The sequence below is a fragment of the Bifidobacterium sp. WK012_4_13 genome, from assembly GCF_041080835.1.
GTDB classification, from domain to species: domain Bacteria; phylum Actinomycetota; class Actinomycetes; order Actinomycetales; family Bifidobacteriaceae; genus Bombiscardovia; species Bombiscardovia fermentum.
On record NZ_CP129683.1, the window covers coordinates 386,193 to 401,546 of the forward strand.

Consider the following 15,354-nt stretch of genomic DNA (forward strand, 5'->3'; position numbering starts at 1 on the left):
TTGCCGATGCTTGCTGCTGTCGATTTTCATAAGTCCTATGCTGCCACGTGCTGATTGTGCGATGAGATGAAGAACTATGCGGCGTGGTGCTCAGGAGGCTCGAATGCATACCCGACACCATGCACGGTACGAATCATGTCCGAGCCAAGCTTATGCCTGAGCGCCTTGACATGGGAATCGACCGTACGCGTTCCGGATGCATCGACCCAATCCCATACATCCTCAAGCAGCTTCTCACGGGTAAGCACGGAACGCGGCTTGCGCGCGAGGGTGGCGAGCAGATCGAATTCGGTCGGAGTCAGGTGAACCTGCTGACCATCAAGCGTGACCAGGCGCTGTGCAGGATCGATGATCAGGGAACCGAAGTCGAGGATCTTCTCGTTCTCCGAATTCTTCGCGATGACCTTGGCCCGTTCAACGCGACGCAGCAACGCCTTGCAGCGTGCGATCAGCTCTCTCATCGAGAAAGGCTTGGTCATGTAGTCATCCGCACCGGCACCAAGGCCAATGACCTTGTCGGCCTCATCGTCGCGAGCCGTCAGGATCAGCACGGGGACGGGCCTTTCGGCAACGATGCGCTTCGTCGCCTCGAGGCCGTCCATGACAGGAAGCATGATGTCCATGATGACGAGGTTGGGCTTGAGCTGCGCCGCGGCCTGCACGGCGCTGGCACCGTCGGAGGCGACGCGAGCCGTCCATCCTTCCGCCGTGAGACGCTGCGCGATTGCAGTTGCCAAAGTCGGTTCGTCCTCCACAACAAGAATCGTGCGATGTGCGTTATCGCGACGAATTGTGGTGTTATTCATGCTCACGTTTTCCTGCCTTCGATATGTGTGTTGGGTATCCCCAAATCTCCCACCATCAGTTTTCCGGTTTCAAGAATACTGCGCCCAACGCAGGTACGGTGAGTCTTGCAGACCAGTCCCTACTATGGAAAGGTACATCACTGGCCTCAAAACTACCATTATGTATGCCAGAACCACCGTATTTCACATCATCCGTCGTCAGCGCCTCTGTCCATGTCCCGCCATGGGGCAGAGGAATCTGATAGTCCTGCCACGCGGTTCCTGCAAAGTTGACGACGACGACCATGCACTCGTCATGCAATCCCATCCTCATGAAGCTCAGCACATCATGGTCGGAATCATCGCTCGTGAGCCATTGGAACCCTGCGGGATCGAAGTCCTGCGACCACATGGCCGGCTCGTCGCGGTACAGCCTGTTCAGATCGGCGACAAGGCTCTGGATTCCGCGATGGTCTGGCCAGCTCATGCAATCCCAGTCAATGCTCTGCTGGTAGTTCCACTCTCCGAACTGTCCCAGTTCGTTCCCCATGAATGTCAGATTCTTCCCAGGATGCGCCCACTGATACGCGAACAGCGCTCGCACCGTCGCAAACCGCTGCCAGTCGTCGCCGGGCATCTTCCCGATCAGCGAACCCTTCCCATGAACGACTTCATCATGTGAGATCGGAAGCACGTAGTGTTCGGAATACGCATATACCATCGAGAAGGTGATCTCGTTGTGATGATATCTGCGATTGATCGGGCTCTCGTGAAGGTATTCAAGGGTGTCGTGCATCCATCCCATATTCCACTTCAGGCCAAAGCCAAGGCCTCCGATGTTCGTGGGCGAAGTCACGCCCTGCCATGCGGTCGATTCCTCCGCTATCATCATGATTCCGGGATTCAGGCGATACGCCGTCGCCGTGACCTCCTGAAGCAGCGAAATCGCCTCGAGGTTCTCGCGGCCTCCATAGATGTTGGGCCTCCACTGCCCGGGTTCGCGGCTGTAGTCGAGATAGAGCATGGAAGACACCGCATCGACGCGCAGGGCGTCTATGTGGAATTGCGACAGCCAATAGAGTGCATCCGCCACAAGGAAGTTGCGCACCTCATGCGTCCGAAGTTGAAGATGTAGGTTCCCCAGTCAGGGTGTTCGCCGCGCAGAGGATCCGGATCCTCATAGAGGGGAGTCCCATCGAATCGGCCAAGCGCGAAGCTGTCCTTGGGGAAGTGCGCGGGAACCCAGTCCATGATCACGCCGATGCCCGCCCTGTGGAACGAATCGATCAGATATTTCAAGTCATCCGAACTGCCCAGACGCGAATCCGGAGCATAATATCCGGTGACCTGATATCCCCAGGAACCAGTGAAGGGATGCTGCGTCAGCGGCATGAACTCGACATGCGTGAATCCAAGCTTGGAGACGTAGGGGACAAGCTCGTCTGCCAGTTCGCGGAAGCCGAGTCCCTCCTTCCAGCTGCCGGCATGGACCTCATAGATGCTGATGGGTCCGTTGTGCGGATCGTTGCGAGCCCTGTGCTGCATCCAGTCGTCGTCTTGCCATTCATGCCGCGAGTCAACGACGACCGATGCGGTGGCCGGAGGTATCTCGTGGCCGCGTTCCATGGGATCGGCCTTCATGACCCATTCATAGTTTGCATTGAGTATCTGGTACTTGTATGTCTCTCCGGCCTGCAGCCCAGGTATGAAGAGCTCCCAGATTCCTGAGGATCCAAGCTCCCTCATGGCATTGCTGCGGCCATCCCAGGAGTTGAAGTCGCCGACGACGCGCACCGCATGGGCATTGGGAGCCCAGACGGCGAAGGATACGCCCAGAACCTGCTGGCCATCGACGCCGCTTGCAGAACCCATGGGGTCGTCATAGGTACGCACATGGGCGCCAAGGATCTCCCATAGACGCTCATGCCTGCCCTCGCCGAAGAGATAGATGTCGATGTCACCGATGGTGGGAAGATAGCGGTAGGGATCATCCTCGACATGGACGCTTCCGTCGGAGTATTGCGTCCTGATTCGGTAGTCGGGGACGGAGTAGCGCATGGAAGTCTGCAGGGCGGGGATGACCACGGTGAATATGCCGTTGAACTCGTGCTGCATCTGGTACTCACCATCCTGGGTGATGATCGCAACGCTTTTCGCCATCGGTCGCAGCACGCGTACCGTGACATCCGGGCTGTCGCTCTCCATATTGATGTGCTCGCCCAGAATGGCGTGGGGATTGTAGTACTGAGCATTGCTCACGGCATCCAAAATCGCGTGATCGACATTGATCGGCATGCTGGCTGAACCATTGTGTGAAGGCATTGTCATAAACAGAGTGTAAACGTTCCTGCAGGACATAGGCAAAAGCCCATGCGATTCTTGGCCAAAGTCCTCACGCCATGACACAATTGGTTGGGTTTTTAGGCCAGTTTGAAGCTACTCTGGAGGATTCATGGGATATAAAGTCGGCGACATGGTTGTCTATCCGCGGCATGGTGCAGCGAAGGTGGATGCCATTACCGAACGGACCGTCAAGGGCGTCACCCGTCAATACCTTCAACTCTCGGTGTTGTCCTCGGACGGCCTGGTCATCAACGTCCCAGTTGAGAATGCCAAGAAGGTCGGTGTCCGTGACATCGTCGGCGCTCGCGAGGTAGCGAAGGTCTTTGAGATCCTGCGCACTCCGATCGTCGAAAAGGAAATGAATTGGTCGCGACGCTACAAGTTGAACGTCGAGAAGATAGCGACGGGCGACGTCAACAACATCGCAGAGGTCGTCCGTGACCTGGCGCAGCGTGACGTCGACGAGCACGGCCTTTCGGCAGGGGAGAAGCGGATGCTGACCAAGGCGCGCAACATCCTGACATCGGAGATAGCTCTTTCCGAGGACCTGGATGACGATGAGGCGCAGCGGCTTCTCGATGTCAATCTCGGATACCAGCCTGCACAGCCCGGCGATGACAGGCATCATACCAAGGCTCCAAAGGAGCCGGTCATGGAAACCCTGGCACGCATGGAGGCGGAAGCCAAGGGCAGCAAGAAGAAGAAATAAGAGGGAAGAGAACAGAGGCTTTCGCGCCCTGCTGTGCGGCAGCGATGCCCAGACGCACGGGCTGAGCGCCTCTTTCCATTGTTCGTCGGCTTGCGCCGCACGCAATGATTTCGTGTCATTTCGCGGTGTTCCAGATCACTCCGCCGCATTCACTTCGCGGTGTTCACTTCGGATGTTCCAAGTCACTCCGCAGTGTTCCAGATCACTTCCCCGTATTCGAAGATGAACTGGACGCATCCGTCGTTGGCTGTGCATCGGAGGAGGACTGAGCGCTCTGGCTGGACTTCGAATCAGCCTTGCCGCCATCGGTGGCGATCTCTGTCTTCAGATCCGTGGCCTTCGCGATGTTCGTCGTGATTGCAGTGATCCACCCATTCAGACTCGTCTCCTGAGAGGGCATCTCTTCCGTGACGTCGGCGACGGGAACGGCATTGCTTCGTGCTGCCTTGAGAAGTCTCTTCTGAATATCTGTGGATGCCTGCGTCGAGTCTTGCAGGAATATCGATGGATGCTTGGACTCACCGAGCAGACTCAGGAATTCGTTGATCTCCGCATTGGTGGGCTCCTCGTTGTTGCTCAGCGTCTGAGCGAACTTCTGCGGAGTGTCGTCGACGAAGCCCAGATCCGCCATCAGATAATATGCAATCGGTCGTTCCTGTGCGTAGCCCATCTTCTTGTCGGCTTGGGAGGAAACGGTTCGTACCAGCGTTTCAAGAGCCGTCTCGGTCTTTTTCCATGCCTTAAGGCGGGCGTCGAAATAGCTCTTCTTGGATGGGAGGGCCTTGGCGAAGGCCTCGGTCATCTCCGCTGCGACGCTGTTGCGAACGTCTTTGGAGAACCACAGATATGGGTTGTCTCCTTCCGATGCTCCAACGGCATCGGAGGCGCTCACCAGCGTTGCATCCTTGGGAACGGACTTCATCGCCCAATCGTCGTATCCCGCACCGTTCACCATCAGTATCCTTGACTTGCCGATAGTCGTGATGTCGGCTGTCTTCGGCTCATATTCCTTGATCGCAAGATTCGGGTCAGAGATGATCGTCGTGACGCTGACCTGGTCGCCACCAAGCTCCGCTGCAAGCGATCCCCACGGACGAATCGTCGCCACGACCGGAATCGGTCCTGCAGACGATGAAGTCTGGGCCGAGGATGTGGCCGATCCCTTCGACGCGAAGGAGCATGCGGATAGTGCGACGACTGTCCCCATGGTGAGGAAAATAGCCAAAAACCTCCGGGCTAAGCCCATATGCTGTCTCATACCTGACCTCTTCATCAAAACCCTCGAGGCTGCGCGCCCATCCTCGTCGACACAACCTGAATCGACCCCAATTAACCTTAGCTTCACATGAAGGCGATAATCCTTAATCCACGATAGCCTATGACTCGGAGCAATTTCGAGAAGAATTGGAGTCTCATCATGGTTTTGTTGCTTGACGGCAATGCTGTTTCACAGACGGTCAAACGGGATCTGAGACAACGTGTCGAACGTTTGCAGCAAAGGGGAATATATCCCGGTCTGGGAACGTTGCTTGTCGGCGACGATCCGGCTTCGGCACGCTATGTCGCAGGCAAGCACCGGGACTGTGCCGAAGTCGGCATAAAATCCATCAGATGCGATTTGCCGGGTGATGCAACGACGGACGATATCATCACGATGGTCGACAGACTGAACTCGGATCGCAGCTGCACTGGCTTCATCGTGCAGCTGCCGCTTCCCAAGGGCACGGACACCCATGCCGTCATCGACAGAATCGACGCATCGAAGGATGCCGATGGCATGCACCCCTACAACCTTGGCCAGCTTGTGCTGCACGTCTCCGGACCGATTTCCACGCCGCTCCCGTGCACACCCCGTGGTGTCCTGGAGCTTCTTGACGCCTATCACATTGATCTGAACGGCAAGAAGATCTGCGTGATCGGGAGGGGAATAACCATCGGCAGGACCATCGGACTGTTGCTGACTCGGAAGGAATGCAACGCGACGGTGACCCTGTGCCACACAGGCACGCAGGACCTTCATGATGAGATGAAGCGGGCCGACATCATCGTCTCCGCCACAGGACGGCCGGGGATCGTGCGGGCGGAGGATGTGCGCGAAGGCGCGATCCTGGTCGATGTCGGCATCTCACGAGTGCAGGATAAGGAGACCGGAAAATGGCGGATTTCCGGAGATATCGACCCATCCGCACGCACGGTTGCAGGGGCTTATACGCCAAATCCGGGCGGCGTCGGCCCCATGACGCGCGCCATGCTGCTGACCAATGTCGTGGAGGCTGCGGAACGCCAGGCTTCCGGGAAGTGACAACACGCGAGTTTTCGCATATACTATGGGCGTATGTGCCCTTTGGGCATGCACCAATAACTTAATATCGATTTTATTCATCCACTACTTACAGAAATACTCAATTAATGGCAGAAAATAATACAGAAGTCCAGAAGGTTGCGATCAACGACATCGGCACCGAGGAGGACTTCATCAAGGCAGTCGATTCAACCATCAAGAACTTCGATGATGGCGACTTGGTCGAGGGTACCGTCGTTCGCGTTGATCACGACGAAGTGTTGCTCGACATCGGCTACAAGACTGAAGGAGTCATTCCTTCACGCGAGCTTTCCATCAAGAAAGACGTCGATCCCGATGAAGTGGTCAAGGTCGGCGATTCGATCGAGGCCCTTGTCGTCACGAAGGAAGACAAGGAAGGCCGTCTTATCCTTTCCAAGAAGCGTGCACAGTATGAACGCGCCTGGGGAGATATCGAGAAGATCAAGGATGCCGATGGCGTTGTTGAGGGAACTGTCATCGAAGCTGTCAAGGGTGGCTTGATCGTCGATATCGGTCTGCGCGGATTCCTGCCTGCATCGCTGGTGGAAATGCGTCGCGTCCGTGATCTGAGCCCATACATCGGGCAGAAGATCAAGGCCAAGATTCTCGAACTTGACAAGAACCGCAACAATGTGGTGCTTTCACGTCGTCAGTACTTGGAAGAGACCCAGTCCGAAGTGCGCGAGACCTTCCTGTCTCAGCTCAAGAAGGGCCAGATTCGTGAAGGCGTCGTCAGCTCCATCGTCAACTTCGGCGCATTCGTCGACCTTGGCGGCGTTGACGGCCTCATCCACGTTTCCGAACTTTCCTGGAAGCACATCGATCACCCGAGCGAAGTGGTCAAGGTCGGCGACAAGGTCACCGTCGAGGTGCTCGATGTCGACATGGACCGCGAGCGCATCTCCCTGAGCCTCAAGGCAACGCAGGAAGATCCATGGCAGCGCTTCGCACGCACCCATGTCCCCGGACAGATCGTCAAGGGCAAGGTCACGAAGATCGTGCAGTTCGGTGTCTTCATTTCCGTCGAGGACGGCATCGAAGGCCTGGTTCATATCTCCGAGCTGGCCAACCGTCACGTCGAGAACCCAGAGACCGTCGTCAAGCCAGGCGAGGAAGTGTTCGTCAAGGTCATCGACGTCGATCTCGATCGTCGTCGTATCTCCCTGTCTCTCAAGCAGGCCAACGATTCGGTCGATCCTTCATCCGAAGACTTCGATCCGGCTCTCTATGGCATGCCCGCGGAGTATGACGAGAACGGCAACTACAAGTACCCAGAAGGCTTCGATCCAGAGACCAACGAATGGATCGCCGGCTACGAGAAGCAGCGCGAAGAGTGGGAAGCACAGTATGCTTCGGCTCACGAGCTGTGGGAAGAGCACAAGGCCTTCGTCGCCAAGGAGCTCGAGAACGCCGCTGCCTCCGCTGCAGAGGATGGTCAGGAATCAGAGCAGAAGGAGAAGAAGGCCGAGGAAGCAACCTCGAACTATTCTTCTGAGGAAAGCACCGAAGGCACACTTGCTGCCGACGATCAGCTTGCTGCTCTGCGCGAACAGCTGCTCAGCGAAAAGAAGTGAAACGCAAACGGAACGTGCACGGCTCTGATCTGATGAGTCTTGCCTGAACCGTTGCAATGAAGCCCACCATAACGGCGGGCTTCATTTGTTTATATGACCGTGTTCCCTATATGACCTTGTTCCCTATATGACATGGTGAACAGCAATCAAGGACGGCACTCCATGAGAATTGCCATCACCGGCGGCATCGCAGCTGGAAAGAGTACGGTTGTCGCGCACCTCAAAGAGCTTGGGGCATGCGTCATCGATTATGACAGGCTTGCGGCCGAGGTTGTCGCCCCAGGCTCGCTCGGATTGGAACGCATCATATCGACCTTCGGGATTGAAGCCGTCGACGATGATGGAAGACTACGAAGAAAGTGGCTCGCTTCAGTGGTGTTCGGCGGCAAGCAGCATCGGCATATGCTGCAGCGCCTGAATGCCATCGTGCATCCGCTGGTATACGAACAGGCGGCAATCCTCGAATCCATGCTTCTTGACAGCGATGTGAACGATGCTGCCGAGACAACTCCCATAATCGTTCATGACATTCCGTTATTGACAGAGGTGAGGGATTCGATCCCCTTCACTTTTCGGCACGTCATTACCGTTGAGGCACCGGTTGGCATGCGTGTTCAACGCATGGTCAGCACTCGTCATATGTCTCCGGAAGAGGCCAATGCGCGCATTCGCAGCCAGTCTTCCGAACAGCAACGCTTGGCCATCGCCGACATCGTCATCGACTCAGCTGTGAGCTTCGAACAGATGTTCGAATGTGTTGATAGGATATATGCTGAGCTGTTGCAGGAGACATGAGCCGTTGCAGGAGATGCAGGCGGTCGCACAGAGAACGCGACTGCATGGGCATGTGATTGAAGGTCAGGGTCAGGACGGAACCCCCGTCGATGACCGCACGAGGAGGAATGCATGGGATTCAATATCGAACGAGCGAACAAGCCTTTCGAAGTGAAGTCTCCATATCATCCATCCGGCGATCAGCCCCAGGCAATCGATGACCTGGTCACACGGATCAACAACGGCGAGAACGATGTGGTGCTCATGGGCGCCACCGGAACAGGCAAGACCGCGACCACCGCATGGATGATCGAGAAGCTTCAGCGCCCGACCTTGATCATCGAGCCGAACAAGACATTGGCCGCCCAGCTGTGCGCAGAGTTCAGGGAGCTCATGCCAGACAACGCAGTCAGCTATTTCGTGTCGTACTATGACTATTACCAGCCTGAGGCATACATTCCTCAGACGGATACCTATATCGAGAAGGATTCGAACATCAACGACGATGTCGAACGGCTGCGCCATGCGGCGACGGCGAATCTGCTCACCCGCCGGGACTGTGTGGTCGTCGCAACCGTATCCTGCATCTATGGCCTGGGAACTCCCGAAGAATATGCAAGCCGGATGCTGTTCCTCAAGCAGGGTCAGCAGCTTAACAGGGACGATCTGCTTCGCACCTTCGTCGGCATGCAATACAAGCGCAACGACATAGCCTTCGTCAGAGGCACGTTCCGCGTTCGCGGCGATACGGTCGAAATCATTCCAGTGTATGAGGAGCTGGCAATCAGGATAGAGTTCTTTGGGGATGAGATCGACAGGATATCCACGCTTCACCCACTTACCGGCGACGAGATAGAGGAGAAGCAGGAGGTGCATATCTTCCCCGCCTCGCATTACGTCGCCGGTCCCGATCGCATGGAGCACGCGCTGAAGACCATCAAGGACGAGCTTGACTCTCGCGTCGCCGAACTGCATAAGCAGGGCAAGGAGCTTGAGGCGCAGCGTCTGAACATGCGCACGACGTACGATCTTGAGATGCTTACCCAGATAGGGGTCTGTTCAGGTGTCGAGAACTACTCCAGACACTTCGACGAACGTGCGCCCGGCACGCCGCCGCATACGCTCATCGACTTCTTCCCTGACGACTTCCTGCTCGTGATCGATGAATCGCATGTGACCATTCCTCAGATCGGAGCCATGTATGAGGGTGATGCAAGCAGAAAGAGAACGCTTGTCGAGCACGGCTTCAGACTTCCGAGCGCGATGGACAACCGGCCGTTGAAATGGCCGGAGTTCCTCGACAGGGTCGGCCAGACGGTGTATCTATCGGCGACGCCGGGCGACTATGAGCTTGGACTTTCCGACGGCGTCGTCGAACAGATCATTCGTCCGACTGGCCTTCTGGACCCGAAGATCGAAGTGCGCCCCGTCAAGGGGCAGGTCGATGACCTGCTCGCAGAGATCAAGGAACGGGTTGCGAGAAACGAACGCGTTCTGGTGACGACGCTCACCAAGAAGATGGCCGAGGACCTGACCGACTATCTGGTGGAGCGCGACATCAAGGTGGAGTATCTTCACTCCGACGTCGACACGCTCAGACGCGTCGAACTGCTGCGTGAACTCAGAACCGGCACCATCGACGTCATAGTCGGCATCAACCTCCTTCGAGAAGGACTCGATCTGCCCGAGGTCTCGCTTGTGGCAATCCTCGATGCCGACAAGGAAGGCTTCCTCAGATCCTATCGTTCCCTGATCCAGACCATAGGGCGCGCTGCCAGAAACGTATCCGGAACCGTACTCATGTATGCGGATGAACGTACCGATTCGATGAACAAGGCAATCTCCGAGACCAACCGTCGCCGTGAACGTCAGATCGAATACAACAGAGAGCATCACATCGATCCCAAGCCACTGATCAAGAAGATCAGCGATGTCAATGACATGATCGCGCATGAGGACGTCGATACGCAATCCCTGCTTGACGGCGGATATCGCAACGCGAACAAGGCAGGCAATTCGCATCTCGGCGTGCCGACCTTCGATGACAAGGAAGCTCAGAAGCGTCATGAGGAGATTCTCAAGGCCGGCCTTCCCGCCCAGGACCTGACCGATCTGATTCGGCAGCTCAGCGAGCAGATGCATACCGCGGCGGAACAGCTGCAATTCGAGCTAGCCGCTCGTCTTCGCGATGAGATACACGATCTGAAGAAGGAATTGCGCGGCATGGTCAACGGCGCGAAATAGCCGTTCCGGCCATGTTGCAGCACGGACTTGCATTCTTGGGAAGGCGCAGGTTCTCGGTGGGTCGTATAGTGGGCAATTATGGCTGAAACCCCCTTACCCTTTATGATCGGCACCTTTGTCGTGCTCGCACTGTTCTTCGTAGTAGATATCTTCTTCATCGGCAGGAAACCACACGTTCCAAGTACCCGCGAATGCGTTACCCATATCGGTTTCTTCGTCGTCGCGGCACTGTTGTTCGGCGGCCTGCTGTGGATGGTGGCCGGTTCGAAGCCGGCAATCGAGTTCTATTCCGGCTGGCTGACGGAATACTCCCTAAGCATCGACAATCTCTTCGTCTTTGTGATCATCATGTCGAATTTCGCAGTTCCGAAGACCCTCCAGAAATACGTGCTGAGCATCGGCATCACGGTCGCCTTGCTGCTCAGAGGAGTCTTCATACTTGCCGGAGCCGCCCTGATAACCCGGTTCACCTGGGTGTTCTTCATCTTTGGCGGATTCCTTCTGGTCACTGCGGTCCGCATGGTATTCGGATCGAACGATGATGAGGAATACAAGGAAAACGGATTGATTCGCATGCTGCGAAGGTTTATGAAGATCTCCGATGACTACGATGGCGAACATCTGCGGACCACGCACGGTGGCCAGAGGTATTTCACCCCGATGCTCGTCGTGTTCCTGGCGATAGGCACGACCGACGTACTCTTCGCATTCGATTCGATTCCGGCGATATTCGGCCTGACCAAGGACCCTTTCATCGTCTTCACTTCGAATGTGTTCGCGCTCCTGGGCCTTCAGCAGCTCTACTTCCTGCTTGGGGCTCTGCTCGACAAGCTCGTGTACCTTCCAGTAGGGCTTGCGGTCGTGCTTGCGTTCATCGGCGTCAAGCTCGTCCTTGAGGCGATTCATGAGAATACGCTGCCATTCATCAATGGCGGTCACGGCATCGAGGCAGTTCCGGAAGTCCCGACATGGCTTTCCCTTGCCGTCATCGTGGTTTCGATTGGAAGCTCGGCAATAGCGAGTCTGATTCACATGAAATCCGTCGAGGCTGAGAAATAGCATGCTCGATGCCAATGATTCCAAGCATTGACAGTATTGTGAGCGCTAACAACACACCTCCGTCATTTCTCGTTTTTGGTCGGTGAAAGATAGTACAGTTGTTTCTGGAAACAATTCGAGGCTGTCAAGCCTCGTTCACCAATTAGAAATAGGCAGGCATTCATGCGCAAAGCCAAAATCGTAGACACTATCGGACCAGCCACAGAATCGTTGGAAAACGTCACCAAGCTCGTCGAGGCCGGTATGGACGTTGCACGTCTGAACCGTTCTCACGGCACTCCTGAGGATCACCTCAAGGTCTACAACAACGTTCGCGAAGCAAGCAAGAGGACAGGACGCAACGTCGCGGCTCTGGTTGACATCCAGGGACCGAAGATCCGCTGCGGTTGGTTCAAGAAGAACGCGGATGGCGAAGACAAGGTCTTCCTCAAGGAGGGCCAGGAGTTCATCATCACGACCGAAGACGTCACCGGTGACGAGCACATCACCTCGACGACCTTCAAGGGTCTTCCAGGAGACTGCCATGCAGGCGATCCCATCCTCATCGACGACGGCAAGGTTCGCCTTGAGGTCACATCGGTCGAGGGCAATGAAGTTCACACCAAGGTCGTCGTCGCGGGTCCGGTTTCGTCCCACAAGGGGATCAACCTCCCAGGCGTTGCAGTCAGCCTTCCTGCGTTGACGGAAAAGGACGAGGCAGATCTTCGCTGGGGCATTCAGACCGGCGCGGACATCATCGCCATGTCATTCGTTCGTTTCGCGACCGACATCGATCGCGCCCATGAGATCATGGACGAAGAAGGCCGCCGCATCCCGATCGTAGCCAAGATCGAGAAGCCACAGGCAGTCGACAACCTCGAAGAGATCGTGCGTGCCTTCGATGGCATCATGGTCGCTCGTGGCGACATGGCCGTCGAGATGCCATTCGAACAGGTTCCTCTGGTCACCAAGCGTTGCATCGAGCTTGCTCGTCAGTATGCAAAGCCTGTCATCGTGGCCACCGAGGTTCTCGGTTCCATGGTTCATTCTCCAATCCCATCACGTGCAGAGGCATCCGATTGCGCCAACGCCATCCTTGATGGCGCAGATGCGACCATGACTTCGAACGAGACCGCAGTTGGAGAATATCCGACTGAGACCGTTCAGACCATGGCACGCATTTCGGGCTATGCGACGGATCACGGCTATGACCGCATTCCCGATTTGAAGAAGCTCGACATGTCCAACTCCGGCGCCGTTTCATCCGCCGCCGTTGACTTGGCCGAGAAACTCAACGCCAAGGCAATCGTTGCCTTCACGCAGACTGGCAACACAGTCCACCGCATCTCGCGCGAGCGTCCTTCGGCTCCCATCTTCGGCATCACCACCAACATGCATACCTATCACTGGCTGGCACTCAGCTGGGGTACCGAAGCATTCCTGCTCGACGACGACTATCACGACCTGACACGCAGGGAACTGATGAAGCTTGCCGACGACACCTTGAAGAAGGCTGGCAAGGTTGCCGATGGCGACAAGATCGTGCTCCTGAGCAGCGCCCAGGGCGAGCACAAGGCCGGAAGCACCGATTCCATCTATGTTCATTCGGTCGGCGCAGCTGACTGATACCAAAGCATAGGAATTCATCGCCCTTCCTATATGAGATGCCCTGGGCCATGCAAACTGCACGGTCCAGGGCATCTTCGTCATTCACCTCCGACTTCCTGGGGACATCCACAGGCATACGACGGGCATGCATGATGTGGCAACGCTGCGACAATGCTGCGACCACGGTTGCTCCTCGCGCCTGATCGCCTCTACGGTCTGACCTGCTTCAAAGCCCGCTCATAAGTGCCCCCGCAGTGATATGTGTGATATCAAACTGTGACATCACACTGTCACATCGCACATATCTCACCACGGACTCTCTGATGAAACTGCAGCTTGTCGCCTCCTGGGGAATGAAAAACCGATATCGCACTGGCAGAAGCCCTTTTCAGGTACCCTTCAGCTTGATATCGGTTTGCTTCGTCGCTTCGGTTTGCTACGGCTCGATGCGCTATCGCTGCTCTTCGCCAAGACCGCACTGAGCGCGAAGAATGGCAATGACCGTCTTGGCGTCTACTATCGTGCCGCTCAGCACCATTTTGTAAGCCTCCTCAGGCGTGTATAGGCGGACGCTCGAACGAGGGGACTCAGGACCGATGATGCCACGGTCAACCGGAGTCAGGCCTGTTGCATAATACATGGACGTGTGCTGGTTCGAAAAGCTCGGCGTATTGATGAAGCGACCGAACTGGGAGAAATCGCTTGCCTCGAAGCCTGCTTCCTCGCGAAGCTTGCGCTTCGCGACATCCAATGATTTCTCGTTTGGCGAATTCGCATGGCCGGCAGGTATCTCGAGCGTCCAACGGTGCGTCGGAATGCGATACTGCTCGATCAGGGGAATCCTGCCGTCGGGTGTCAGCGCAAGTATGGCGACGGTGTCTCCGTTGTTTTCGTGCAGGATGTATCGTTCGAACGATCCGAAGACGTTTGAGTCGAAAGAGACCTGATCAACGTTGAAATAGTGGCTCTGGACTATCTGCGTCCTCGAACCCTCCTTGACGGGGGAGGGGCGCCAGGGGTCAAATGGTCGATATGTCGGATTACTCATGGAATCTCCTTGCTTCGTACAAGTTACGTGCATTGCATGCCTACCGTTATTGTATGCCGCCACGCGCGGCGATGTTGCATGGTCGCGAGAATATGGTAGATTCCCAAAAGGTAACAGCAAGCCCCTGTATCCCAATTGGTAGAGGAAACGGCCTCAAAATCCGTGCAGTGTGAGTTCGAGTCTCACCGGGGGCACGGTTGCAGGAACCTGTCAGCATACGCACCTAGGGGAGCATGGAAGCTACGCTGGGAGGAAAAATACGGAAATGAGGTTGGCATGGTAGCGGAAAAGGATAGCGGCGAAGAGTCTCAGTCACGCAGAACCGTGGTTGTCGCTGAGGATGAATCGCTGATCCGACTCGATATCGTCGAAGCCTTGAGTGATGCCGGATACGATGTCGTCGGTGAGGCTGCAAGTGGCCAGGAGGCTTTGGACTTCACTCGTCAGATGAAGCCCGATGTCGTCGTCATGGATGTGAAGATGCCTGGTATGGATGGCATTGCCGCCGCGAAGGAAATCGGCAAGGACAATCTGGCTCCCGTCGTGATGCTCACCGCCTTCTCACAGCAGAAGCTCGTCGAGAAGGCCGCCGAAGCCGGTGCCATGGCGTATGTGGTCAAGCCATTCGTTCCTGAAAAGCTTCTGCCCGCCCTTGAGGTTGCAATCACGAGATTCGAGCAGATCAACACCCTCCGCGATGAGGTGAGCGATCTTAAGGCCCGATTCGAGGCACGAAAGCGCGTCGACCGCGCCAAGGGACTCCTCATGGAAAACATGGGTCTCACGGAATCCGAGGCATTCCGCTGGATTCAGAAGACTTCCATGGATAGAAGGCTTACCATGCAGGAAGTTGCAGATGCGGTCATCGCTCAGGTAGAGGGTGACGACTGATTCAACGAAAGGCAGGG

11 protein-coding genes, 1 tRNA gene and 1 pseudogene are annotated in these 15,354 nt (G+C 56.1%); 9 read left to right on the forward strand and 4 right to left on the reverse strand.

Annotation, left to right across the window (positions count from 1 at the left end; translation table 11 throughout):
• Positions 1-74: 74 nt before the first annotated feature.
• A complete protein-coding gene (locus tag QN062_RS01525; protein ID WP_369341870.1) occupies positions 75-806 on the reverse strand; it encodes a response regulator transcription factor in 732 nt (243 codons plus the stop codon).
• A 55-nt stretch (positions 807-861) separates the two neighbouring features.
• Positions 862-3,113, reverse strand: a pseudogene (glgB, locus tag QN062_RS01530) (1,4-alpha-glucan branching protein GlgB).
• 124 nt (positions 3,114-3,237) lie between these two features.
• Between glgB and QN062_RS01535 the strand changes: the two are divergent.
• The gene (locus QN062_RS01535; protein WP_369341871.1) at positions 3,238-3,837 is read left to right on the forward strand and encodes a CarD family transcriptional regulator; all 600 of its coding nucleotides are present in this window, start codon (positions 3,238-3,240) and stop codon (positions 3,835-3,837) included.
• A gap of 202 nt (positions 3,838-4,039) precedes the next feature.
• Here QN062_RS01535 and QN062_RS01540 read toward each other — a convergent pair whose 3' ends face one another.
• The gene (locus QN062_RS01540; protein ID WP_369341872.1) at positions 4,040-5,095 is read right to left on the reverse strand and encodes a metal ABC transporter solute-binding protein, Zn/Mn family; all 1,056 of its coding nucleotides are present in this window, start codon (positions 5,093-5,095) and stop codon (positions 4,040-4,042) included.
• Positions 5,096-5,254: 159 nt separating this feature from the next.
• Between QN062_RS01540 and QN062_RS01545 the strand changes: the two genes are divergently transcribed.
• The 6 genes from QN062_RS01545 (at position 5,255) to pyk (ending at position 13,416) form a co-directional block, all read left to right on the forward strand.
• Positions 5,255-6,139 carry a bifunctional methylenetetrahydrofolate dehydrogenase/methenyltetrahydrofolate cyclohydrolase gene (locus QN062_RS01545; protein ID WP_369341873.1) on the forward strand — a complete coding sequence of 295 codons (885 nt, stop codon included), beginning with the start codon at positions 5,255-5,257 and terminating at the stop codon, positions 6,137-6,139.
• A gap of 107 nt (positions 6,140-6,246) precedes the next feature.
• Positions 6,247-7,734 carry a 30S ribosomal protein S1 gene (gene rpsA / locus QN062_RS01550; RefSeq protein ID WP_369341874.1) on the forward strand — a complete coding sequence of 496 codons (1,488 nt, stop codon included), beginning with the start codon at positions 6,247-6,249 and terminating at the stop codon, positions 7,732-7,734.
• A gap of 162 nt (positions 7,735-7,896) precedes the next feature.
• A complete protein-coding gene (coaE, locus tag QN062_RS01555) occupies positions 7,897-8,529 on the forward strand; it encodes a dephospho-CoA kinase (RefSeq protein WP_369341875.1) in 633 nt (210 codons plus the stop codon).
• A gap of 111 nt (positions 8,530-8,640) precedes the next feature.
• On the forward strand, positions 8,641-10,752 hold the full coding sequence (gene uvrB, locus QN062_RS01560; RefSeq protein ID WP_369341876.1) for an excinuclease ABC subunit UvrB: 2,112 nt from the start codon (positions 8,641-8,643) through the stop codon (positions 10,750-10,752).
• A 78-nt stretch (positions 10,753-10,830) separates the two neighbouring features.
• On the forward strand, positions 10,831-11,811 hold the full coding sequence (locus QN062_RS01565) for a TerC family protein (protein WP_369341877.1): 981 nt from the start codon (positions 10,831-10,833) through the stop codon (positions 11,809-11,811).
• 162 nt (positions 11,812-11,973) lie between these two features.
• On the forward strand, positions 11,974-13,416 hold the full coding sequence (pyk, locus tag QN062_RS01570; protein ID WP_369341878.1) for a pyruvate kinase: 1,443 nt from the start codon (positions 11,974-11,976) through the stop codon (positions 13,414-13,416).
• Positions 13,417-13,849: 433 nt separating this feature from the next.
• On the opposite strand, the gene QN062_RS01575 is transcribed toward pyk, so the two are convergent.
• A complete protein-coding gene (locus tag QN062_RS01575; protein WP_369341879.1) occupies positions 13,850-14,446 on the reverse strand; it encodes an NUDIX domain-containing protein in 597 nt (198 codons plus the stop codon).
• Positions 14,447-14,566: 120 nt separating this feature from the next.
• On the opposite strand from QN062_RS01575, the gene QN062_RS01580 reads away from it, so the two are divergent.
• Both QN062_RS01580 and QN062_RS01585 read left to right on the forward strand, forming a co-directional pair.
• Positions 14,567-14,640 (forward strand) — tRNA-Leu (locus tag QN062_RS01580).
• A gap of 82 nt (positions 14,641-14,722) precedes the next feature.
• Positions 14,723-15,337, forward strand: a complete 615-nt coding sequence (locus QN062_RS01585; RefSeq protein WP_369341880.1) for an ANTAR domain-containing response regulator — start codon at positions 14,723-14,725, stop codon at positions 15,335-15,337.
• Positions 15,338-15,354 lie beyond the last annotated feature (17 nt).